Source organism: Atlanticothrix silvestris CENA357 (genome assembly GCF_016056295.1).
Lineage (GTDB): Bacteria > Cyanobacteriota > Cyanobacteriia > Cyanobacteriales > Nostocaceae > Atlanticothrix > Atlanticothrix silvestris.
This window is the reverse complement of the sequence record NZ_JAECZB010000011.1, coordinates 30,496-51,892: the sequence shown is the minus strand read 5'-3', so window position 1 is coordinate 51,892 and position 21,397 is coordinate 30,496. Positions and strand designations below refer to the sequence as shown.

Annotated in this window: 22 protein-coding genes; 7 read left to right on the top strand and 15 right to left on the bottom strand. The window is 42.1% G+C overall.

Annotated features, from left to right (window positions below; genetic code table 11):
- Window positions 1-34: 34 nt before the first annotated feature.
- Together tgt and I8751_RS07150 are read right to left on the bottom strand one after the other, a co-directional pair.
- Complete coding sequence (gene tgt / locus I8751_RS07155) at window positions 35-1,165, bottom strand: tRNA guanosine(34) transglycosylase Tgt (protein ID WP_214438483.1); 1,131 nt, start codon at window positions 1,163-1,165, stop codon at window positions 35-37.
- Between the two features lie 266 nt (window positions 1,166-1,431).
- Window positions 1,432-1,884: a hypothetical protein gene (locus I8751_RS07150; RefSeq protein WP_214438482.1), complete on the bottom strand. Its 453-nt coding sequence runs from the start codon at window positions 1,882-1,884 to the stop codon at window positions 1,432-1,434.
- A gap of 472 nt (window positions 1,885-2,356) precedes the next feature.
- Here I8751_RS07150 and cobS point away from each other — a divergent pair, with 472 nt between their 5' ends.
- Entirely contained in the window at window positions 2,357-3,127 is a 771-nt protein-coding gene (gene cobS, locus I8751_RS07145) for an adenosylcobinamide-GDP ribazoletransferase (RefSeq protein WP_214438481.1), read from the top strand.
- 16 nt (window positions 3,128-3,143) lie between these two features.
- Here cobS and I8751_RS07140 read toward each other — a convergent pair whose 3' ends face one another.
- From I8751_RS07140 to acs, 5 genes are all read right to left on the bottom strand, one after another.
- A complete protein-coding gene (locus tag I8751_RS07140; RefSeq protein WP_214438480.1) occupies window positions 3,144-3,602 on the bottom strand; it encodes a PPC domain-containing protein in 459 nt (152 codons plus the stop codon).
- 70 nt (window positions 3,603-3,672) lie between these two features.
- Window positions 3,673-4,365, bottom strand: a complete 693-nt coding sequence (locus I8751_RS07135) for a ComF family protein (protein ID WP_214438479.1) — start codon at window positions 4,363-4,365, stop codon at window positions 3,673-3,675.
- Window positions 4,366-4,409: 44 nt separating this feature from the next.
- Entirely contained in the window at window positions 4,410-4,898 is a 489-nt protein-coding gene (locus I8751_RS07130; protein ID WP_214438478.1) for a GNAT family N-acetyltransferase, read from the bottom strand.
- Between the two features lie 183 nt (window positions 4,899-5,081).
- Window positions 5,082-5,750: a tetratricopeptide repeat protein gene (locus I8751_RS07125; RefSeq protein WP_214438477.1), complete on the bottom strand. Its 669-nt coding sequence runs from the start codon at window positions 5,748-5,750 to the stop codon at window positions 5,082-5,084.
- A 124-nt stretch (window positions 5,751-5,874) separates the two neighbouring features.
- Complete coding sequence (gene acs, locus I8751_RS07120) at window positions 5,875-7,848, bottom strand: acetate--CoA ligase (protein ID WP_214438476.1); 1,974 nt, start codon at window positions 7,846-7,848, stop codon at window positions 5,875-5,877.
- 237 nt (window positions 7,849-8,085) lie between these two features.
- Here acs and I8751_RS07115 point away from each other — a divergent pair, with 237 nt between their 5' ends.
- Window positions 8,086-8,778, top strand: a complete 693-nt coding sequence (locus I8751_RS07115) for a hypothetical protein (RefSeq protein ID WP_214438475.1) — start codon at window positions 8,086-8,088, stop codon at window positions 8,776-8,778.
- Between the two features lie 69 nt (window positions 8,779-8,847).
- Complete coding sequence (locus tag I8751_RS07110; RefSeq protein WP_214438474.1) at window positions 8,848-9,324, top strand: acyl-CoA reductase; 477 nt, start codon at window positions 8,848-8,850, stop codon at window positions 9,322-9,324.
- Between the two features lie 331 nt (window positions 9,325-9,655).
- On the opposite strand, the gene rpsU is transcribed toward I8751_RS07110, so the two are convergent.
- The 4 genes from rpsU to I8751_RS07090 all read right to left on the bottom strand — a co-directional run bounded on the left by rpsU (window position 9,656) and on the right by I8751_RS07090 (window position 12,426).
- A complete protein-coding gene (rpsU, locus tag I8751_RS07105) occupies window positions 9,656-9,850 on the bottom strand; it encodes a 30S ribosomal protein S21 (RefSeq protein WP_214438473.1) in 195 nt (64 codons plus the stop codon).
- A 123-nt stretch (window positions 9,851-9,973) separates the two neighbouring features.
- Window positions 9,974-10,288: an RNA recognition motif domain-containing protein gene (locus I8751_RS07100; protein WP_214438472.1), complete on the bottom strand. Its 315-nt coding sequence runs from the start codon at window positions 10,286-10,288 to the stop codon at window positions 9,974-9,976.
- Window positions 10,289-10,650: 362 nt separating this feature from the next.
- Window positions 10,651-11,502 (bottom strand): 3'(2'),5'-bisphosphate nucleotidase CysQ family protein, encoded by an 852-nt coding sequence (locus I8751_RS07095; protein ID WP_214438471.1) that lies wholly within the window; start codon window positions 11,500-11,502, stop codon window positions 10,651-10,653.
- A 51-nt stretch (window positions 11,503-11,553) separates the two neighbouring features.
- A complete protein-coding gene (locus tag I8751_RS07090) occupies window positions 11,554-12,426 on the bottom strand; it encodes a sugar kinase (RefSeq protein ID WP_214438470.1) in 873 nt (290 codons plus the stop codon).
- A 320-nt stretch (window positions 12,427-12,746) separates the two neighbouring features.
- On the opposite strand from I8751_RS07090, the gene rsmI reads away from it, so the two are divergent.
- A complete protein-coding gene (gene rsmI, locus I8751_RS07085; protein ID WP_214438469.1) occupies window positions 12,747-13,604 on the top strand; it encodes a 16S rRNA (cytidine(1402)-2'-O)-methyltransferase in 858 nt (285 codons plus the stop codon).
- Between the two features lie 28 nt (window positions 13,605-13,632).
- Here rsmI and I8751_RS07080 read toward each other — a convergent pair whose 3' ends face one another.
- Genes I8751_RS07080 through I8751_RS07070 form a run of 3 tightly spaced genes read right to left on the bottom strand, consistent with a single transcriptional unit; the run spans window position 13,633 to window position 15,555 of the window.
- Window positions 13,633-13,911, bottom strand: a complete 279-nt coding sequence (locus tag I8751_RS07080) for a hypothetical protein (protein ID WP_214438468.1) — start codon at window positions 13,909-13,911, stop codon at window positions 13,633-13,635.
- 39 nt (window positions 13,912-13,950) lie between these two features.
- Window positions 13,951-14,991 (bottom strand): ABC transporter permease, encoded by a 1,041-nt coding sequence (locus I8751_RS07075; protein WP_214438467.1) that lies wholly within the window; start codon window positions 14,989-14,991, stop codon window positions 13,951-13,953.
- Between the two features lie 45 nt (window positions 14,992-15,036).
- On the bottom strand, window positions 15,037-15,555 hold the full coding sequence (locus I8751_RS07070; protein WP_214438466.1) for an adenine phosphoribosyltransferase: 519 nt from the start codon (window positions 15,553-15,555) through the stop codon (window positions 15,037-15,039).
- 446 nt (window positions 15,556-16,001) lie between these two features.
- Here I8751_RS07070 and I8751_RS07065 point away from each other — a divergent pair, with 446 nt between their 5' ends.
- On the top strand, window positions 16,002-16,628 hold the full coding sequence (locus I8751_RS07065) for a DUF3038 domain-containing protein (RefSeq protein ID WP_214438465.1): 627 nt from the start codon (window positions 16,002-16,004) through the stop codon (window positions 16,626-16,628).
- Window positions 16,625-18,079, top strand: a complete 1,455-nt coding sequence (locus I8751_RS07060; RefSeq protein WP_214438464.1) for a DUF4335 domain-containing protein — start codon at window positions 16,625-16,627, stop codon at window positions 18,077-18,079. The genes I8751_RS07065 and I8751_RS07060 overlap by 4 nt, the downstream gene beginning before the upstream one ends.
- 60 nt (window positions 18,080-18,139) lie before the next feature.
- Here the strand turns inward: I8751_RS07060 and I8751_RS07055 are convergent, their stop codons facing one another.
- On the bottom strand, window positions 18,140-20,410 hold the full coding sequence (locus I8751_RS07055) for a transglycosylase domain-containing protein (RefSeq protein WP_214438463.1): 2,271 nt from the start codon (window positions 20,408-20,410) through the stop codon (window positions 18,140-18,142).
- 442 nt (window positions 20,411-20,852) lie between these two features.
- Between I8751_RS07055 and I8751_RS07050 the strand changes: the two genes are divergently transcribed.
- The coding region (locus I8751_RS07050; RefSeq protein WP_214438462.1) for a hypothetical protein at window positions 20,853-21,397 on the top strand (545 nt) is incomplete at its 3' end.

Below are 21,397 nucleotides of genomic sequence, written 5' to 3'. Positions count from 1 at the left end.
ATTGAAATGTATTTTAACATGATTTGGGCACTGGTTAATCTTCCTGTTCCTTTGTTCCTGATTCAGTTAACCAGTGTCCAAATTCGATGGTAAAGCGATCGCTTAATATTGCTTCGCGGATTTTTTGCGTAAAGCGAATTAGTTCGGTAATGTTGTGAATGCTCAATAATGTATAAGCCAAAATTTCTTGCGATCGCACTAAATGAGATATGTAAGCACGACTGAAATTTTGACAAGCATAACAATGACAAGTTTCATCTAATGGGGCAAAATCTTCACGAAATTTAGCATTTTTTAAATTCCAGCGATCACCCTGCACCATCGCCGTTCCATGTCTCGCCCAACGGGTAGGAATCACACAATCAAATAAATCTACACCAGAGGCGATCGCAATTGCCATTTCTCGGTAAGTACCCACTCCCATCAAATAACGCGGCTTTTCTGGTGGTAGCAGTGGCGCTGTTGTTTGGACAATCTGAGCCATCAGTTCTGCCGGCTCTCCTACACTTACGCCTCCAATGGCATATCCCGGCAGATCCAGCTTAGCCAAAGCCACAGCGGCTTGAGAGCGCAAATCCAGATACACACCACCTTGCACAATACCAAACAGCGCTTGATCGCTACGTTGATGAGCTACAATACATCGTTCTAGCCAGCGATAAGTCCGTTCAGTAGCAGCTTCCACTTCTTGGCGAGTAGCCGGGTAGGGAGGACATTCATCAAAGGCCATGATCACATCTGCCCCTAGAGCATTTTGAATCTCAATGGAGCGCTCTGGTGTTAAGTTAATAATTTGTCCATCGTGGGGTGAGCGAAATTTTACGCCTTCTTCTGTAATTTTTCGCATTTCGCTCAAGCTGAAAACTTGAAAACCACCCGAATCAGTGAGCATCGGCCCACTCCAACCCATAAATTTGTGTAATCCTCCACCACCTTTCACAATCGCTTCTCCTGGTTGGAGGTGGAGATGATAAGTATTAGATAATACCATTTGTGCCCCAGTATCTTTAAGCTGGGCTGGGGTCACAGTTTTGACATTTGCCAATGTCCCTACTGGCATAAATCTTGGAGTTTCTACAGGCCCGTGAGGGGTGAAAAATACCCCGGCTCTGGCTTTTGTCTGGCTACAGCGAGCTAGGGATTGAAAAGAAAATATAGCACTCAAAATTTAAGATGACTTTATTTAGCTAATTAACAACTTTGTGTAACGGACACTTTGCTCAAGTCGAGCCAGCCGCTTGCGGAGAGAAGTGCGGTCTTGGGCTTTGCCCCTCCGGGTTCGGAAGTTTCAACTCAACGGGAACCGCCAAGACTTGAACTTCCTCACCAAGTCGAGCAACTTCGGAGGGTTCCCCTCTTTATACGGACTAGCGTGGGAAACCCGCCCATGCAAGTGTCCTCCTTAGTGTCTTTGTGGTTTAAAAATGCTATTTAAAACGAATCAGAACAGTCATCATCAATTTCGGCATCCCATCGGGCTGACAGAACTTGCTCCATCATTGCTTCTATAGCACTGACATTTAAGCACCGTTCCTTTCGCTCTTGTAAAGGGGTCGAAAGCGGAACTAAGCTCAAACACATGCCTTCTTGCATCAAATTAAAGCAGGTTTCTTGCTGTGGGGACTGTTTCAGTTCCAGATAATCAAAACTACAAACATTCAAGTAAAGGGCACAGTTAGCAACTAGGGTAGAACGTTGCGGATTGGCAAACACTTCCATCACATCTCCTTCCCCCTCGCTTTGTAGCCTGCCTTCTTGGGTGTAGATGTACCGGACTCGACCTAAATCAGCCAGCAATCGGCGCATATCGAGCTTATTTACAATAATGCCCGTGTTCACAATGCACGGAGCTGGTATCCTGCTGTCGGGTAGATGATGACTCATAGGAAAATAGGAGATGAGCGAAGGTGAGGTACAACGCAGCTAACACACTCAATTGAACAGCTTGTTGGCCCCCTAACATTTAAAAAATATCAATTTTATGGGGCAATCGTCTAATAACCTAGAGTAAGTTTAATTTATTAGTTGAAGAATACAAAATATAGCTCCTATGGTAGAATTTTAACTTGACAATTGTTTTAATCTTTTGTTATAATTATCAGCTCAAAAAATTATTTCTACTGAAGCCAGCATAACAAAATTTTTTGGATGAGTCTCTAATCGCAAGCAATCTTATTTAAAGCTTTAAAAAAATGTGCTGCTACTAACATTGTGATGGGATTATGAGCATTAGCATAACTCACAATTCGATAATTCGTAATTTCTAGGTCTGAACAGATAGTAAACTGCTCTGTCTTCAATCACAAATTAGTAATTTGCTCATTCCACAACCGGCTCTTACTTAAAATAACTAACTATGACGAATCAGCCTTGGTGGTGGAAATTTTTAGGAAAGCTGCTTGCTAGTGTATTATTTTACACTTCTATTCCTCTGCCTTATGTGAATGGGCTAGATTTTCGAGGAGTGGCGCAACTTGCACCTTTAGTGGGGTTAGTAATTGGGGGAACTTTAGGTTTATGTGATGCGGTAATGAATTATCTGGGGATAGCAGTGCTAACTCGTAGCGCTTTGGTAGTAAGTGTTTGGATTGCTATAACTGGAGGATTACATTTAGATGGGGCAATGGATAGCGCCGATGGTTTGGCAGTAGGCGATCCAGAACGGAGACTAGAGGTGATGACAGATAGTGCTACGGGTGCGTTTGGGGCAATGGCAGCGATCACCATAATATTGCTCAAAACGACAGCCTTGACAGATATTGGGGAAAACCGATGGCTAGTGATAATGGCAGCTTGCGGATGGGGGCGCTGGGGACAACAACTGGCGATCGCGCGATATCCTTACTTAAAACCTACAGGCAAAGGCGCATTTCACAAACAAGCTATTCGTTCTCATAAAGATACATTACCAGGAATCATCTTGCTGTTCAGTTTAAGCGTTTTAGTTTGGTTATTAAATAGCAAGCAGCTATTTTTCGCCCTGGTCATGATATTTGCTGGGAGTGCGATCGCTACTCTTAGTGGAGCATGGTTCAATCACAAATTAGGCGGTCATACAGGAGATACCTACGGCGCAGTCGTTGAGTGGACTGAAGCCTTATTTCTCTGTGTAATAACCGCTTTCTAACTCCCAACTTTTAGCTTCATTTAATTGGTTGTAGCTTTGTTACCTTGAGCTTAAACGCTCCAACTCCAGTTTCCCCAAAAGACCGGACACGAATGATGTATGTACCTGTCTCGACGATGCGGGTAAAAAGTAGAGAATTGCTAGTACCATCAGGGCCATCATCATTTTCTGCTAATGTTGAACCATTCGGTGCTAGCAGTGTAATGATGCTGTCAAAGTTTTCCGAGGTTAGATCAACCGCTAAATTATCACCCTTCTCTAACTTCACTGTATAGTCACGAGCGAATCCACCTTGACCTGTGGGAATGTCTTTATCTGAGAGCATATCCGCAAGTTCAGCACTGTTAGTTGTTAGAGGAATTGGACTGTACAACTTATTTTGAGCAAATGCTGCTTTTGTACTTATGCCAATTGCCAACAATGTGGCAGGAACGATGATTACTTGTCTTAAACCCGCCGCAAAAGCTTTATTCATACATTTCAAACAGTGTTGCCACAAACACAGGGTAATCTGGTCAATTATAGATTTCTCAGGGATGGCTTGCCTATGATTTCTTAGTGTGTGTGTCTTTTACGGCAGTAGCAACTGCTGCTAATCCTAAGACCGTAATTCCACACTGACGAAGTGTTTGCATGGCAGAAGACGCAGTAGCACCAGTAGTATAAATGTCGTCTACTAGCAACACTGGAGCATCTAAGCAGCGATGGTGAAGTTCTTGCTCAACAGCAAAAGCTTCAGCCAAATTATTTTTTCGCTCAGACACCGATAAACCAAACTGCGCTTTAGTCTCTCGCACCCTTTCTAAACCATTTAGTTTCAATCTTAACCCAGTTGTTTGACAGAAGCTTTGCGCTATTAACGCAGCTTGATTGTAGCCGCGTTGTTTTTGCTTACTTGCGTGCATGGGAACGGGTACGACTACAAGCTTTTTGTCATGATTTGGCGAATTTAACAACCATGCTTCTCCTAACCATTGACCCAGAGGACGAGCAACTTGGGGTTGATTTTCATATTTCATGACTGCGATCGCTCGTTTGAGAGAACCGCCATACACCCCCCAGCCAAATACGGGGATTGGTTTTTGCCACAAAATAGTCGGGTCTTTATGGTGACAGGTTTGCAATTGCCTAGTGCAGTATTCACATAAGTTACAAGTCGTGGAGCGTTGACACAAAGGGCAGTTGGATTGTAGGAAAAGGTTGAGTAAGCCTGAAAAGTTTTTAGTCCAACTTGGCATTTGAGATTGTCCTTGGTCATTTGTGAGTTTTCCTCACTGAATCACTAACCATTAACTATTGACTTAAAATACACACGATCGCAGCGAGTGGTTTCCACACCTGTTGCTGGCTGGTAGCCGTTACTTTCATACAACTTGACTGCTTCCACCAAAACACTGGCGGTTTCAATCCAAATTTGCTGAAAACCACGAGAGGCGATCGCTGCTTCTAGTTGTTGTAACAAATATTTCCCTAATCCTAAACCCCTGACGCTTGACAAAAGATACATTTTACGAACTTCTACCGCTTTTTGACCACGATTTACTGGGTAGTATGCCCCCGTACCTACTATCTGGCTTTGGTGTTCAATTACCCAAAACTCGCCCCCAACTGCTAAGTAAAATTCTTCTACTTGTAGCACATCTCGATCAGCGCCGTTTGGTTCCCAACCCAAACCGTATTCTGATAATACATAACTGATGACTGCGGCGGCTCTTGTACGATCGCCCACTTCCCAGTTACGAATTAAGAAATCTTGATAAAATTCTCTCATTATCATTTGTGGGTCAGGTTTGCACAGAAAAATTTTCTGTATCTATATCCCAATTTACCCACTGAATAGCAATTCTTGCAGATTTGATCTCAAGGAGAATTTTGAAGAGGGTGTTTGTATGTCAACTGACAACTGACCACTGACCACTGACAACTGACAAAACCCTATTTCCTTAGCAGTTTTTTATGAAACACCAGGATCATCTGAAGATTTCATCTGTTGTAACATCCGTTCGACTTGGTAGACTCTTTGATTTCGACTTTGTGCTTTGAAGATATTTAAAGCTTTTTCAAGAGATGCTTTGGCCTCATCTCGTTTATTTGTTTGCCACAATGCTTCTCCCAAGTTGGCTAGTGCATCACCATAATCAGGATTAATTTCTAAAGCTTTTTGATATTCAGTAATAGCTTCTTCCCAGCGATTTTGGCTAGCGTAAACAGCACCGATCGCATTGTAAGCTAAAGCATATTGTGATTGGAGACGAATTGCTTCTTGGTAAGAGCTAATTGCTGCTTCTGATTTACCTTGACGCACCAGTACATTTCCTAATTGAAAATGTCCAAATGCATCTTTGGGGAACTTTTTAGTGAATTTACGTAAATTTTCTTCTGCACCTGTCCAGTTTTCTTGTTCATATAAGGCTTGAGCTTGTTGCAAAAGCTGCGATCGCTCTGGTTGATTTGTCTCTGAAAACTGCGCCAGTTTTTGTGGTTGTTTCTGCGCCGATTGTTGAGGCGAATACCGAGAAACCTTTACAGGAGCCGCTAAAACTAATGGTGATGATATACCAATTACAGTTAGAATACTCAACGTCACCCAGCTCAGAGGTTGAACAAATACTGTCCGCTTCATTGTCCTCAATACCCAAATAACTTTCTCATCCCCATCATAAAATGAGGTGCGTTAGCAAATGCATAACGCACCACGATTAGTATTAATTTACAAGCTTGCTTCTAACTAAGTCATGTTGAATTGTTTACGTACCTTGGCGTAACTTATCCAAAACACTGCGATCTTCTAATGTTGAAGTGTCACCAGATACTTCTTGTCCAGATGCTAGATTTCGCAACAGCCGCCGCATAATCTTACCAGATCGCGTTTTAGGCAAAGCATCGGTAAAGCGAATTTCTCCCGGACGAGCGATCGCACCTATTTCTTTGACAACATGTTGCTTGAGTTCTTTACTCAATTCTTCGCTTGCTTGATACGTACCTTCTAGAGTAATAAAAGCAACTACTTCCTCACCTTTAAGATCATCTGGCTTACCTACTACCGCAGCTTCTGCCACGGCTGGATGCGAAACTAAGGCTGATTCTACCTCCATCGTCCCAAGCCGATGTCCTGAAACATTCAACACGTCATCGACACGACCCATCACCCAGAAGTAGCCGTCTTCATCTTTTCTGGCTCCATCCCCAGCAAAATAAGTATATTTGCCATCTTTGGGGGGAATGTGTTCCCAGTAGGTGCGGCGAAAACGTTCTGGATCGCCGTAGACTGTCCGCATCATCCCCGGCCAAGGATGGCGTACAGCTAAATAACCGCCTTCGTTTTCGGGTACAGAATTGCCTTCTAAATCTACGATATCTGCAATAATTCCAGGAAAAGGAAGAGTTGCAGAACCGGGTTTGGTGGAAATTGCTCCTGGTAAGGGCGTAATCATGATACCGCCTGTTTCTGTTTGCCACCAAGTATCAACAATTGGGCAGCGTTCACCGCCAATCACTCTGTGATACCACATCCAGGCTTCTGGATTAATTGGTTCGCCTACGGTTCCCAATAGACGCAACGAAGATAGATTTCGCCCATTTGGATGTTGTTCACCCATTTTAATAAATGCCCGAATTGCTGTAGGAGCAGTGTAAAAAATATTAACGCCATATTTTTCAATCACATCCCAAAAACAGCCAGGATTGGAAGCACGGGGCGCACCTTCATACATTAGTGTCGTTGCACCGTTGGAAAGAGGCCCGTAAACAATGTAGCTGTGACCAGTAATCCAACCGACATCAGCAGTACACCAATATACATCAGTATCTTGCAGATCGAAGATCCATTTAGTGGTGATATGGGTGTACAAGTTGTATCCAGCGGTTGTATGCACAACTCCCTTTGGTTTGCCAGTACTACCGGAAGTATAGAGAACAAACAGCATATCTTCGCTGTCCATTGGTTCGGCGGGGCAATCGGCTGATACCTCTTTTTGTAAATCATGCCACCAATGATCCCGTCCGCCCAATTGCATATAGGTTTCTTGCCCAGTGCGCTTGACAACTAAGACGTTTTCTACACTGGGAACAGCACCATCAGCTAAGGCTTTGTCTACTTGTTCTTTTAGGGGAACGATCGCATCTTTGCGCCAACCACCATCAGCAGTAATGACTAGCTTTGCTTGAGCATCGATGAGGCGATCACGCAAAGCTTCGGCACTGAAACCACCAAAAACTACACTGTGGGGTGCGCCAATTCTGGCACAAGCTAACATTGCGATCGCAGCTTCGGGAATCATTGGCATATAGATACCAACGCGATCGCCTTTTTGTACCCCCAATTGTTTTAATACATTAGCAAATTGGCACACTTCCCGGTGTAATTGGGCATAAGTTAAAGTCCGTGAATCTCCTGGCTCTCCTTCCCAAATCAGCGCCGCTTTATTCTTACGCCAGGTGGTAAGGTGTCGATCAAGGCAGTTGTAAGAAATATTAATTTTGCCACCGACAAACCACTTAGCAAACGGCGGTTGCCAGTCTAAGATTGTATCCCATTTTTGGAACCATTCTAATTCTGTTTCAGCCAAATTTGCCCAGAATTGCTCAGGATTAGCTTTTGCCGTATCATAAAAGCGTTGGTAATCTGCCATACTTTTAATATGGGCATTTTGGGAAAATTCATTACTGGGCTGAAATAAACGTTTCTCTTGTAAAATTGATTCTATAGTTGGCTGAGACATGGTGATGACTATTACTAAATTTGTACTGAAAACTATTTTTAGCGGCTCTGTAGCAGATAGTGTTTAGATTTTCATTAAGTTAATCAGTTTACACCAACAAAAAGCCTGCAACAAAGAAAACCCATATAGCGGTTTTTATATAACGTAGTACAATGTGAAAATCGATATACTCTGTTAACAGAGTTATTAGTTGCAAATTTTTCAAAAAAGCTTTATTTACTAGATTTAGGGCATCGTTTGCAAGCACAAGAGATTAAGGATAAGTTAAAGTCCCTCATCGAGCAAGCCTCCTCGATAGATTGTAATTTAGCAAGAAGATTGGATGAAATCAATCGCTGGGTAAAGCATATCAAGCCAGGGTCACTAACTGCTAAACCATTTGTCCTGGCTTTTCTCTTAGAGGTAATTACAGATTCTACAATTTGGCTGATTATTAAATCCTTACCTTCACAAGAGGAACAACAAGCCAAGTTTGAGCAAATGACACCTAATGAAAGATACTGGTACGGTTATCTCTTTCCTAGGTGGATCAATGCCAGTGACTCCAAATTTTATATTTGGAAGCAAAAACTCATGGCAGGAGATTTTAATCAAGTCGATGATGATATCATTAAAGCTATAGCTCAAGATATTGTCAGTCGTGAAGGTAGTTTTTGGCAGCGTTATATCGCCGACCTTTCAATGGCAACGGATTTAATTGTTAGTAGTCGTCAACAAAAACCACTATGTATTCAAGTTACCAGTGTATCTGAAGAATTTAATCACCAAAAGTATCATTATTGGAAAAATACACTGCATTCGTGGGAAATAGAAAGAGGACTGTTCTTCAGCTATAGCCCCAAGGAAGCTAACTTTATCAATCAATTAGTCAATGTGGCTCTACATAACAGCGATTATCTTGCTGGTGGCAAGTATCTAAAATTCTCGTGATTATTTCAAGAATTTGAGCTTTAAAATTTGTGTCTTAGCCTACATACTTACCTAGTCATCCCAGCTTTTATGGCTAATCAAAGAGAAACTAACAGTTACGAGAATCAAGTGGACGAGTTTACTGAGGCTTTAGCAACAGCCCGAAAAATGCAGCAAGACTGGTTAAATTACGGGTTAAATTTTATCCATCTGTACGTTGAAGATGTGGATGGAGATTGGCTAGAAACCTGGAGAAATGAAGAAATATTAAATAGTCCACTGTTAGATACTATTAAAGAATTTCTAGGAAGTAATGATGATGTAGCAGTCAGGATAAGACAGTATTTAGGGGAGCAATCCTCCGTCGCCGGAGCTTCGCTAGCGCTGTTTGATTTAGCCGTGAACTTAGAAGAATGTTGGAGAATCCGTGAAGCACATAGTCGCCTATCTGCTGTAAAAAATCTGTTAGCTTTAGCTGGTAACAGAAGTGATCTTGATATCAACGATGATGTAGAGCTATGGCATTTGACAAATATTTTGTTAGCCAAACTGGCAGAAATTTTGTGAAGCTACGCATTGCATAATAGCGTTTAGTTAAGCCAAACAGCCTCATATAGAGACGCGATTTGCCGCGTATGATTAAAACAAATTATCTACATGACTAAATTACAGCAAATTTCATTTGTATGAGGTATATTACTCTCGCCTTAGCCCCTTTCTTCTTAATAGGTGTACTACACCCAACCGAAAAACGCTGTATATATTAATCTATAAATATTAGATAGTAGCGCTATTTTTACACAAAAGCGCTACTACAAACATCTGGATGATTTCTGTTTACCTAATTATTTAAGGCTTGCTAGCTCAAGAAGTCGAAGAGAAAATCACCTTCTAGGTGTTATCTGAAGCGAGAACGATTTCTACGACTTTGTTTGTGCCTAGCAACTGCTTTACGCTTCTCTTTTTCTAAAGGAGTCTCGAAGTGACGCTTTTTTCTCATGTCTTGGAAAATTCCAGCTTTAGAAACTTCCCGCTTAAACCTTCGCAAAGCTGACTCAATACCTTCATTTTCCCCCAAAACTACTTGTGTCATTCTTATTTTTCTCCATATTCAGTGAACACTTGAAGACTAGAGACAAAAAAATATTCCAGCAGAACCCAGCCTTTGGCTTTATCTGCTGGAAACTCTAGATGTTAAATTATTCTGGTTAAAAACTTAGTAGCGATTACCGCCGCCGCGACGAGCATTATTTCCACCCCAGTAACCACGAGGGGAAGAACTTCTTTCCTCACGGGGTTTAGCCTTATTAACTTTTAAATCACGCCCCATCCACTCAGCCCCATCAAGTGCTTCAATGGCAGCTGTTTCTTGAGCGTCTGTTTCCATTTCTACAAAAGCGAATCCACGAGGACGTCCAGTTTCCCGGTCGGTAGGTAGCTGAACTCGATTAACTGTTCCATACTCAGCGAAAGCTCTCTTCAGGTCTTCTTCTGTGACCTGATAGGATAAATTCCCGACATAAATTGACATAAAAAAGGTGTCTCCGAATTCAGAGAGTGTAGAGAGTTAAATTCGGAGAGACGGTTTTTGGAAATCAAAACTAGTTACTCAACCGAAAATAATCTTTATATGCAAGATTATAGCACAGCTTATCAGTATCTTCTCATACGGGATAGCTTTCAAAGATAGAGCTTTTAGGGCAGGTTACAAAATCTGCCAACAAAAGGCTTATACTGCCTATTTTAAGTTGTAAGTTCAGGACAAATAGCGATCGCCCAGGTGTTGTTACTTTGAAATTAGATCGAAGGATTTACAAATTTCAGAGTCTTCCTTGGTGCTAATCATATCATAATAATTTATCGTAAAAGCATATTTCACAAATTTCCCTGACTTTAGCTATTAACCAGCTGTGCTAATATCTGCTGCGCTTGCTGACATAGTATGTCATGATACTCACTATTACTGGCAAGCAAACCACCCCACTGATTGATATCATCAGTGTTGTACTGTAATGGTGTGCCTTCAAAGTGGGTAAATTTACCGCCAGCTTCTGTTAAAATCAGTTCAGGAGCAGCTATATCCCAGTCTTTAGGGGCAGATTTGCCAGAAAGAGAAATATAAATATCTGCCTGTTGTTCCAGAATAGTGGCAATCTTGCAACCTACACTACCAACAGATTTTTGATTTTGACAGGGTAGGTTTTGTAGTAAATAATTTAACCGTTCATTGCGATGAGAACGACTAACAACTAAAGTTAAATCTTCGATACGCTTACCTGATGAAACTTGTAAAGGAATCGAACCATTACGAGTTTCCCTGAATGTACCTCCACTCTTGGTGGCGTAATACAACTTTTCAGCTTCAGGTACTACTACTACTGCTAATATAGGTCGTCTTTCCTTAATTAAAGCAATGTGAATTGCATAGTCACCAGTTTTTTCAATAAAGTCTTTTGTACCATCTAAAGGGTCAATAATCCATACTAAATTAGAAGCTAACTTACTTTGTGACTTGTAAGTTTCTTCACTAATATAAGCAAAATCTTCGTTGCCCAAAGCTGCTTGTAACTTCTCTAAAATGTATTGACTAACAGCTATATCCGCAACAGTAACAGGCTCATTTTGTTTATATTGCACATCTAAATTAGAGTCTTTTATAGTTCCGTGGTAGTACGATCGCAGTATATCTGCTGCACCCCAACCCACTTCACGGGCGATCGCTAATATTTCTTGCAGGTCTTTCATTCATTTAGCCTTGTTCTAACTTAACTTGTACAAATGGGACATGACCCATCTTTACTTTGATTCCATCCAGCGGCGCGTGCCAAAAAATCGACAGGAATCAGCAGCAATCTGAGCGGCCTGTGCTAGTGCATCAGTAAAACTTTCCTGTAAAATATAATTGCAGAAAGCACCGTGAAAAATATCTCCAGCCCCCAGTGTATCAACTGCCTGAACAGAAGGCACAGTTAAAGTACCAGCTTGACCGCTACTCAAATATGCAATTGGTTTCTCGCCATGTGTAATAGCAATGTGAGGAATTTTAAATGCATCTAGATATGCAAAAACTTCTTGCTCTGTGTGGCAGAAAGGAGGATGAAAATTAGCAGAACAAACGGCATAATCTGTAAAAGGCAAAACTTGCTCAAAACCAGTTTTCCAACTACCACCATCAATAATTACTGGTATATTCTGAGCTTTAGCCATTAGGGCTATGTCATAACTAACCGCCATCTGGTGTCCATCAATCAGTACAACATCAACATTTTGCAAAATATCTGATGGGATAGATGTGTGGCTAGCTTGAGTTTTGACAGCATTAATCGAAACCACAGCCCGTTCGCCCGTAGCTTGGGTAACAATTATAGAAGATACAGGCGGTGGTAAGGTGGTATTAGGTTCAAGGTCAGCGATCGCAACTTTGTATTTATTTAAATCCCCTCGAATTAACTGTGTCATCGGGTGAGAACCTATCACACCCAAGACTTGAGCTTGATTTCCTAAATGACTGAAAGTCACAGATGCATTTGTCGCTGGGCCACCTGCGGCCACAGTATAGTCAGTGGCGACAATCTTTTGATTATTTCTAGGGGTAGAATCAGCAAGATAAATCAAATCTAAGGTTACTAAACCCACAAATAATCCACGAAAAGATTTAGGATTTGTCATTTGTCAGTTGTTAGTTGTCAGTGGTCAGTGGTCAGCGATACATTGAGCTTGTCGAAGTGTGTTTTTGATCTGGTTTAACACTCTATCCCCTTGAGGGTGGTCTTAAAACATCTTCAAAGAAAAGTTCTTTGGAGGTATTCCCCAGCAACGCCAGATGCTATATTTGCTGAGATACCAGACGCTCGCAGACTCGCTCTCAGCGTAGCCATACCACAGGCTTTACACTGCGCGATCACGCAGCATCTCCCCTTGAGAGAAGACCGCACTGGCTTGACTTTTCGCTTTACTACTAACCACTGACCACTGACAACTGACCACTCATGCAGACTGATCCCAAACCAGGAACACTTTACGTTGTCGGCACACCAATTGGCAACCTGGAAGATATGACCTTTCGGGCGGTGCGAATTTTGCAAACAGTGGATATAGTTGCTGCGGAAGATACGCGCCACACAGGAAAACTCCTACAGCATTTTCAAGTAAAAACGCCCCAGGTAAGTTACCACGAACACAATCGTAGCAGTCGTATCCCAGAATTATTAGAGCATTTAGTTAACGGCAAAGCGATCGCCTTAGTTAGCGATGCAGGGATTCCTAGCATTTCTGATCCTGGTTATGAACTAGTGAAAGCTTGCATTGAAGTAGGGATAACCGTAGTTCCTATTCCTGGTGCTAGTGCAGCAATTACAGCTTTGAGTGCTGCGGGATTACCAACAGATCGGTTTGTCTTTGAGGGTTTTTTATCGGCGAAAACTCAACAGCGGCGAGAACATTTAGAATCTCTGCAATCAGAACCGCGCACATTGATTTTTTATGAGTCGCCGCACCGCCTTAGAGAAGCTTTGCAAGATTTGGCAGAAGTTTGGGGAAGCGATCGCCAAATTGTGTTAGCAAGGGAATTAACTAAATTGTATGAGGAATTTTGGCGGGGAACAGTTGCCGAGGCGATCGCCCATTACAGCCAACGTGATCCTCAAGGTGAATATACGCTTTTAGTCGCAGGAAATCCACCAAACCAAACTCAACTTACAGAAGCACAACTAAAAGCCGAACTGCAACAGTTAATTAATCAGGGGATATCGCGATCGCAAGCCAGCCGTCAATTAGCAAAGTTTACTTCCCTTCCACGTCGCCAAATTTATCAACTAGCTCTTTCTATCGTCCTCAATCCTGACTAGGTTGCAAGCCACTTACTACGAAATGATTTCAATGCTGTAAAAACTCCACTTTGGGCAATAATGGGTCAGTCACAATACCCACGCCGGTATAACCCCATCGTTTTAACAAGCTGCCTAACTGTGTACCAGCAATAGACTCTACAGCAAAACGGTTTGCCACTTCTGCCGCATGGGTGTTGAGATAACTTAAAGCATCAAAATTTTCTCGAAACAGCAACAAATAACCTGATGTTTCAGCATTAGGACGAGCTATGAGATAACGGCCGTCAGTTTGCGATCGCGCTATGTAATAAACTTCAGACAGCATGGAAACTAAAGACAAAGGGACAAAGAAACAACTAACAAATTAAGATTCCAACCGAATCCGAGGGTCGGCCACCTTCAATAACAAGTCTGCGAGCAAATTGCCTACATTCAGCAATACTGCGCTCATGACTAGGCTAGCCATAACTAAATATTGGTCTTTAGCTATTACCGCCTGTAAAGTCAATCTTCCAAGACCCGGCCAGTTGAAGAATTGTTCAGCAATAAATGCACCGCCTAATAAACCAGCTAACTCGAAGCCCAACAAAGTAATCAAGGGGTTAATAGCATTGCGGAGGGCGTGAACATAAATCACGCGATTTTCTGGCAATCCTTTGGCGCGGGCTGTTTGAATATAATCTTGACGCAGAACATCCAACAATTCACCGCGAGTTATTCGCTGCAAACCAGCAAAACTGGTGATACTCAAAGCGATGGTAGGTAAGATCATGTGCCAGCCGACATCAATAATTTTACCAAACCACGATAAATCCGCGTGATTGATACTAGTCATGCCACCCACTGGGAACACAGGTGAAGTCATTTGAGCCACTATTAGCAAGAATAAGGCAGTGATAAAACTAGGAAAACCTTGTCCGGTATAGCTAATCACCTGTAAAATTCTGTCACCAGCTCGATTTTGCTTCACCGCCGCGAAAATTCCTAAAGGAATGGCCACCGCCCAGGTGAAAATTAAAGAAGTGATCGCTAACAACAAGGTTGCTGGTATTCGCTCCCACAACAAAGAAGCTACTGAACGTTGGTAAACAAAACTCGTGCCAAAATCTCCTTTTGTCAGGATTCTCCACAGCCACAGCCCAAATTGTTCCGGCCAGGACTTATCCAGACCAAACTGTCGCCTTAGTTCCTCAATTCGTTCTGGGGAGATTTTTGGGTTTTGCCGCAAAGTATCTACATAATCTCCTGGAGACAACTTCATGATGAAAAATGACAGCGCTGTTGCCAAAAATAAGGTAAACAGCGCCTGCAATATTCGCTTCACTACGTAAATAAAAGTTTCGTTCGTAACTAAGCTGATGAGCCAGTTCCGACTTGTCTCCAAGGAAATTTTCGTAGAAGTCATTTATTCTTTGTCCTTTGCCCTTTGTCAATTACTAATGACCAATGACTAATATTCAACAAGGGAGATAATTGGCACATCTGGTAGATGTTTACGCCCTTGTAAATCCAGTAGCTCGATAATAAACCCAAAGCCCACTAGTTCACAGCCAATCTTTTGTAACAGCTTTGCTGTTGCACTTGCTGTCCCACCTGTAGCAATTAAATCGTCTACAATCAAAACTCGGCTACCTGGATGCAAAGCATCTTGATGCACTTCTAAACAATCAGTACCGTACTCTAACTCATATTCAATTGCATGAACGGCTGCTGGTAACTTACCCCTTTTACGAATGGGAATAAAACCAGATCCTAGTTTATAAGCCAGGGGAGAGCCAAAAATGAACCCCCTCGACTCCATACCTACAACGTAATCTGCCTTTAAATCAGCCTCTATGCATTTTTGTGTAAAAAAGTCAACAGTATAGCGCAGTCCCTCTGGATCGCGCAGTAAAGTAGTGATATCCCGAAATAAAATTCCGGGTTTGGGAAAATCTGGGATATCACGAATTAGAGATTTTAAATCCATAAAATAGGGAATGGGGAATAGGGAATGGGGCATGGGTAAGAAGGGGTAAAGGGGAATGGGTAAGGGGGAAAGGGTTTATCTTTTCGTCCTTTAGCCTTTACCCTCTTGTTGCTCCCCTGCTTCTTATAGAGTCCCAAATTCTGCATACCTGAAAAATCGTACACTATAATGTCATACGCTTGGGTTTGAAGCTTCTATTGCACTATCCATTGACGATACTTAGAATCTACACCAAGCTAAAGATGGACTTGTATTAACAAATGAAAAGGATAAACTTATGTTTTAAAAATCTGAATTTAAGTAGAAGAAAACTTTTAAGTAGAACCAGTAAGTAATGTATATATCAGGTAGTCGTAATACTGCCGTAAGTCGAATGTTCTTCTTTGGCTACTTATCTAAAGTTAGTTTTATCTAGTTTATTAGAACTGCACAGGGTATTTTATAGAATGAGTGTCTCCGCAAGCATAACGCCGTTCAACAGTCCAAATCCCCCATCATTGCCCATGATTTTGGACACTTTACCAGATCCTGCGATCGCAGGACAGACATGCCCCCCTAGAGCTAGGCTACAAATTGATTTAATTTTACTGGCGATTGAAGCTTTAGAGCTTGGTAGTTCGGAAGCAATTCTGGCTTTTGCCCAAGAGTTGGAATTGAAAGGAATTATTAAAGATCGGGTAAATTTATGGCGGATGCGTAGTTCTAATCCCATGCGACGAGCGCATATCCGTCGACCTTTAACCATTATGGAAGCAAAAGCTTTGGTAGTAATTGCTTGCTACATCGCGCGTCGCTTAACAGTCGTGATTCGCCAAATGCTGATGATTTGTCAACAAATGAATGACAAGCAGATACCGCTAGAACAAAATTTGCGTTTGTCTAATTATCTAGAACGGTTTCGAGTACATTTTAAAAGCAGGATGAACGTCCGCCGTTCTGGTCTTTTGGCATTGAGTTCTGATGAAAAATTAGATGAGTTAGCTATAAATTTGTTAGGACAATTATTATTTTGTACTGGTACAGCTGGAATGCAGCGTTTCTGGATTAGTCTTTTTGACGGTGAAGTAGAATGAACATCCAACGTAAGTACAGTTTACCTAACTGTACGCTGCTTTTAGAAGGTTTAAGCGATGCTGCAAGATCTGCACAGTTTCAAGAACTGCGCCCTGAACTGTCAATTTTGGTAAATGCAGAATGCTATTTGCCTAGTTATAACAAGCCTCTAGTTGGAGGACGGGAATTTTTTGAAAGCTTAGTCAGAGCAGTTAGCGGCTATGCCCAAGAGTTTTTGAGCAATGTGCCAAACCCACAAGCTCACAACGAAGAATCAGAACTTGTGGAGTTGCAAAAGATTGGGGCTAATCGACACAGACTCATTGTGCATTCTGAGGGCAATTCAGAAGGTTTTGAGTCTAATCCCAACTATAGTAAACAGCCTATTCAAATAGAGTTGAATACGGTGCAGCTATTTGATTTAGTAGAAGCTGTAGATCAGTTTTTTGCTGATTCCCAAACTTTACCAGAGTTATCACTAGAATTACAACCAGTAACTGGACGTTATGGTGGCGCTAGTCAAGCTCTGCTCAAGCAGGCAGTACCAGCGAGTATTGGAGTTTCAAGTTTAGCAGTTGCAGCGATCGCTTTTAGTTTGATTCCAGCTCCAGAGGTGCGTCCACCCCAGCCAAAACCAGAGGAACAGACTAGCTCTGCAATACCTAGTGCCAATCCTTCAGCACCTCCTACAACAGCATCCACAGACACTGTAACTCCTGTACCAACTCCAACTCCCATCGCTGTTGAGACTCCCGCCACAGAGGCAAAGCCCGCAGTTAAAGATTTAGAAGCGCTTTTAAATACAGTTACTGAAATTACTGATCCATCACAGCTACGAGTCTTGAATCGCCAAGTTTACAACCAACTTAATCCAGCTTGGAATAATCGCTCAGCATTGAAACAGGATTTAATGTATCGTGTGGGTGTTGCTGCGGATGGTGCGATCGTCGGTTATAAAGCGTTGAATAAAGACGCGAACCAAGGGATAGAACTAACTCCTTTGCCTAACCTAATTTATAATCCTGCTAAGCGTCCTACCATTTCTAATGAGCCAATTGCTCAATTTAAAATAGTCTTTACTAACCAAGGTGTGTTAGAAGTTAGCCCTTGGCGAGGATATGCTAGAACACCTGAAGTAATCGGTTCAAAAATCACCGAATCTAACACAGTTAAAAATTTAAACCAAAAGCTTTATGGTTCGCTTCGCCAAAGTTGGGGTGGTACTCCTACCTTCAAGCAAGATTTGCTGTATCGGGTAGCAGTTAACAAAGATGGCACGATCGCCGACTATGAACCGCTTAACCAAGTCGCTTTTGACTATTTCCGAGAGACACCCTTACCCAAGATGTTTCAAGCCCTTTATGGCTCAAATTTAGCGGCTCCCAACAATAAAGAGCCTCTGGCTCACTTTCAAGTGAAATTTAAACCTAGCGGTAAACTCGAAGTAACTCCTTGGCAGGGATACCAGTAATAATTCGTAATTACTAATTCGTAATTCGTAGTTAACAATTACGAATTACGAATTAATAACTTACCTTGTAATTCTCCTCATATAATTGCCCCACAACTGAGCTGCTTGAGCGCTACTACCAGATGTGGGGGAATTATTGTCATTTCCTAACCAAACACCAGTTACAAGTCGCCGACTGGGAATAAAACCAATAAACCATAGATCCACATTTTTATCGGTTGTCCCAGTTTTACCAGCTTCCCCTAATCCAATAGCAGCACTACGACCAGTACCTCTTGTTACCACTCCACGCATCAAACTAGTCATTTCGTCAGCGACACCATTTGATATTACTCGCTTGTTCGCATCTGGATTTTGTTGGAAAGAATAGACAACACGGCAGGTTTTTAAATCTTTGCGATCGCTACAGTCACTGCTGTCTAAAATCCTGTTAATTGCATGGGGAGGATTCCATTCGCCACGATTAGCAATAGCGCCAAAAGCACCAGTCATTTCTAAAACATTAACCACACTCTGACCCAGCACCAAACCAGGAACCGGATCAAGGCTTGACTTAATCCCTAAACGCTTTGCCATAGTTACTACTTTATCTAGTCCTATGGCTCTAGCAACTCGTAAGGCGATCGGATTTTCTGAAAGGGCAAGTCCAGTGGCAACATCTAAATTGACATCAGCGCCAGCACGACAAGGTTTGTAGGTAAAGCCTTGCCAAGGTAAAGCAGCGCAAGAATAACTTTTGGATGCAGAAATACCCTGTTGAAGCGCAGCGGTGTAAGCAAAGATTTTGAAGGTAGAACCTGGTTGTCTTTGAGCTTGGACAGCACGATTGAACTGGCTTTTTCTATAATCAGTTCCGCCTACCATGGCCAGAATACTGCCAGTTTTAGAATCTAGAGTTACGATCGCTCCTTGAGAAAATCTAAAAGTTGCACCAGCATTATTCACTGAGTTACGCAACGATTCTTCTGCTTGGGCTTGAATAGCTGGATTGAGATTGGTTTCGATAATATAGTTGCCTTCTTTTGCTGCTCCTTCGCCCAAAATAGATTCCAATTCTTGGAACACATAATTATAAAAATAAGGAGCAATAATTTTTGCCTGTTGTTCGCAAACTTTAGGGCTGATTTGGACAGTTGAGCGCCTTGCTCGGTTTGCCTGTTCGGGGGTGATTTTACCCATCTCCTGCATCCGCTTAATCACACGATTGCGGTATTCAGCTGCTTCTAGTTTATTTGGGCCATCTCCACAAAAATCGAAAGCATTGGGAGCAGGTAAAATTCCTACTAAAGTTGCTGCTTCAGAAAGAGTTAATTCTTTAGCTGATTTTCTAAAGTAATACTGGGCAGCATCTTCAAAACCAGAAGTATCTGCACCCAAAAATACCCGATTTAAGTAAGTCAGTAAAATTTCATCTTTGCTGTAAAAAGTTTCTAACTTCAGAGCAACTATTGCTTCTCGCAATTTGCGTCCAAGGGAATCTTGAGTACCAACATATTCCCGGAATAAACTGCGGGCTACTTGCTGGGTAACTGTACTGGCTCCTTGCTGCACATCTCCACTACGACTGTTAATTAACACAGCTCGTAAAATTCCTAATGGATCAACCCCAAAATGCCAATTGTAGCGACTATCCTCTGATGCCACTACAGCGGCAGGTAAATAAGGGCCAAAGTCTTGCAAACGCTTCATATCTACGTGAGAAGTAGTTCGAGGCTCACGCAACGGAGTAGCGCCATCACGAGCATAAACGATTATGGGAGCGCGAGTGGCTGTAGGTAGGGGTCTTACCGAAAACCTCATCCATTCAACACCAATCACCAACGCAAAAAGGGTGCTTGCACCTGCAACGCCATAAGCCGTCATAGTTGCAGCTTTATGGTACCAGGGGGGTGGATCAACGTATTGCAGCCGCACTGAAGCTGCGAGTTCTGGTGGCCCTAATGTGAGAATATCGCCATGACGTAGTTCTAAAGAGTTTACCCGTCGCTTACCACGATAAATACCATTAGTGGAATTTTCATCTTTGATGACGAAAACAGGGGTGCGCTGAGTAGAATCTCGTGACAGTGATAGGTGAATTTGGCTGACAACTGGGTTCCGAATGACTATATCGCAGGATTTAGAACTGCGACCGAGTATGTAGCGATCGCCCAATAACGGATATATTTCTGCCTTATCCGCCCCCGCATCCTGCACCCAGATTTCCGGTACTTTGGCATTAGGCTTGAGCGCCAGTTTAGAAAAGTCAACCCTAGCTTGAATTGTATGTACTGCTTGAGTCAGTTGACCTAGTAACGTTTGAGGCTTTTGAGGGGGTTGGGGGGAACTCATTGGCTAATCACATCATAGTTAATTAAGTGAAGAATCGGGCGAATGGCATTCTCAATACAGGTCTTTCATCATTTTACTCATAAGCTCAACCAGAAATTAGTTGTACGGAATTATTGCCGATTCGATCTTACAACAAGAAAATATCTCTTCAGGGAAATTGTTGTTTTATATTGTTATTTTTTTTACATAAATCAAAATTTTGACTCTGATTTTGTAATGCTTATTTTAACTACCACTACTTGTTTTATATAAAGATGTAACAATTATGTTTTTGTACTTCTGTAAGTTAACAATTAATACACAAACAATTTAAAATTTACTGCTTTTATATGCTGATGCATTGTGCCGCAAAGATAAACATCTACATTTAGGAAGATTTTCTATAACGAATTGTCTGGTTTAATGGGCTGGATGTTCCGTTTCCGTTGAGGTTAATTTCAGAATGAAGGGAAAATATCTGACCCTGATTGGTACAGCCCTGACTTTGGCACTCACCGCTAATGCCGCTGTTGCCCAGTCCAGTAAATCCTACTTAGCCCAATCCAGCGACTCATCCACGAGTTCAACAACGGAAATTGAATTATCACCAGAAGGATTTAAAATTCTGTGTGAGAAGTCCCCTCTAAATTCCCGTTGTCCAGGTGGTACAGCAGTTACTCCTAGCGCCCCTGCTCCTAGCGATACTACAGCACCAGCAACCGAAACTCAGCCTTCTGATAGCAGTACTCCTGACAGCATGACTGCACCAGAAACTCCAGTAGCACCTGATTCGACTAATCCTAGTAACTTAACTCCAGTACCAGGAAGTCCAATCACACCTGATACTACCAATCCTGAAAACTTAACTCCAGCACCAGAAACTCCAGTAGCACCTGATTCTACCAATCCTAGTAACTTAACTCCAGTACCAGAAACTCCAGTAGCACCTGATTCTACCAATCCTGAAAACTTAACTCCAGCACCAGAAACTCCAGTAGCACCTGATTC

Coding starts and splice junctions, on each gene's coding strand:
- I8751_RS07150 (WP_214438482.1), bottom strand. CDS start 1,884: ATGAGTCATCATCTACCCGACAGCAGGATACCAGCTCCGTGCATTGTG.
- cobS (WP_214438481.1), top strand. CDS start 2,357: ATGACGAATCAGCCTTGGTGGTGGAAATTTTTAGGAAAGCTGCTTGCT.
- I8751_RS07140 (WP_214438480.1), bottom strand. CDS start 3,602: ATGAATAAAGCTTTTGCGGCGGGTTTAAGACAAGTAATCATCGTTCCT.
- I8751_RS07135 (WP_214438479.1), bottom strand. CDS start 4,365: ATGCCAAGTTGGACTAAAAACTTTTCAGGCTTACTCAACCTTTTCCTA.
- I8751_RS07130 (WP_214438478.1), bottom strand. CDS start 4,898: ATGAGAGAATTTTATCAAGATTTCTTAATTCGTAACTGGGAAGTGGGC.
- I8751_RS07125 (WP_214438477.1), bottom strand. CDS start 5,750: ATGAAGCGGACAGTATTTGTTCAACCTCTGAGCTGGGTGACGTTGAGT.
- acs (WP_214438476.1), bottom strand. CDS start 7,848: ATGTCTCAGCCAACTATAGAATCAATTTTACAAGAGAAACGTTTATTT.
- I8751_RS07110 (WP_214438474.1), top strand. CDS start 8,848: ATGGCTAATCAAAGAGAAACTAACAGTTACGAGAATCAAGTGGACGAG.
- rpsU (WP_214438473.1), bottom strand. CDS start 9,850: ATGACACAAGTAGTTTTGGGGGAAAATGAAGGTATTGAGTCAGCTTTG.
- I8751_RS07100 (WP_214438472.1), bottom strand. CDS start 10,288: ATGTCAATTTATGTCGGGAATTTATCCTATCAGGTCACAGAAGAAGAC.
- I8751_RS07095 (WP_214438471.1), bottom strand. CDS start 11,502: ATGAAAGACCTGCAAGAAATATTAGCGATCGCCCGTGAAGTGGGTTGG.
- I8751_RS07090 (WP_214438470.1), bottom strand. CDS start 12,426: ATGACAAATCCTAAATCTTTTCGTGGATTATTTGTGGGTTTAGTAACC.
- rsmI (WP_214438469.1), top strand. CDS start 12,747: ATGCAGACTGATCCCAAACCAGGAACACTTTACGTTGTCGGCACACCA.
- I8751_RS07080 (WP_214438468.1), bottom strand. CDS start 13,911: ATGCTGTCTGAAGTTTATTACATAGCGCGATCGCAAACTGACGGCCGT.
- I8751_RS07075 (WP_214438467.1), bottom strand. CDS start 14,991: ATGACTTCTACGAAAATTTCCTTGGAGACAAGTCGGAACTGGCTCATC.
- I8751_RS07070 (WP_214438466.1), bottom strand. CDS start 15,555: ATGGATTTAAAATCTCTAATTCGTGATATCCCAGATTTTCCCAAACCC.
- I8751_RS07065 (WP_214438465.1), top strand. CDS start 16,002: ATGAGTGTCTCCGCAAGCATAACGCCGTTCAACAGTCCAAATCCCCCA.
- I8751_RS07060 (WP_214438464.1), top strand. CDS start 16,625: ATGAACATCCAACGTAAGTACAGTTTACCTAACTGTACGCTGCTTTTA.
- I8751_RS07055 (WP_214438463.1), bottom strand. CDS start 20,410: ATGAGTTCCCCCCAACCCCCTCAAAAGCCTCAAACGTTACTAGGTCAA.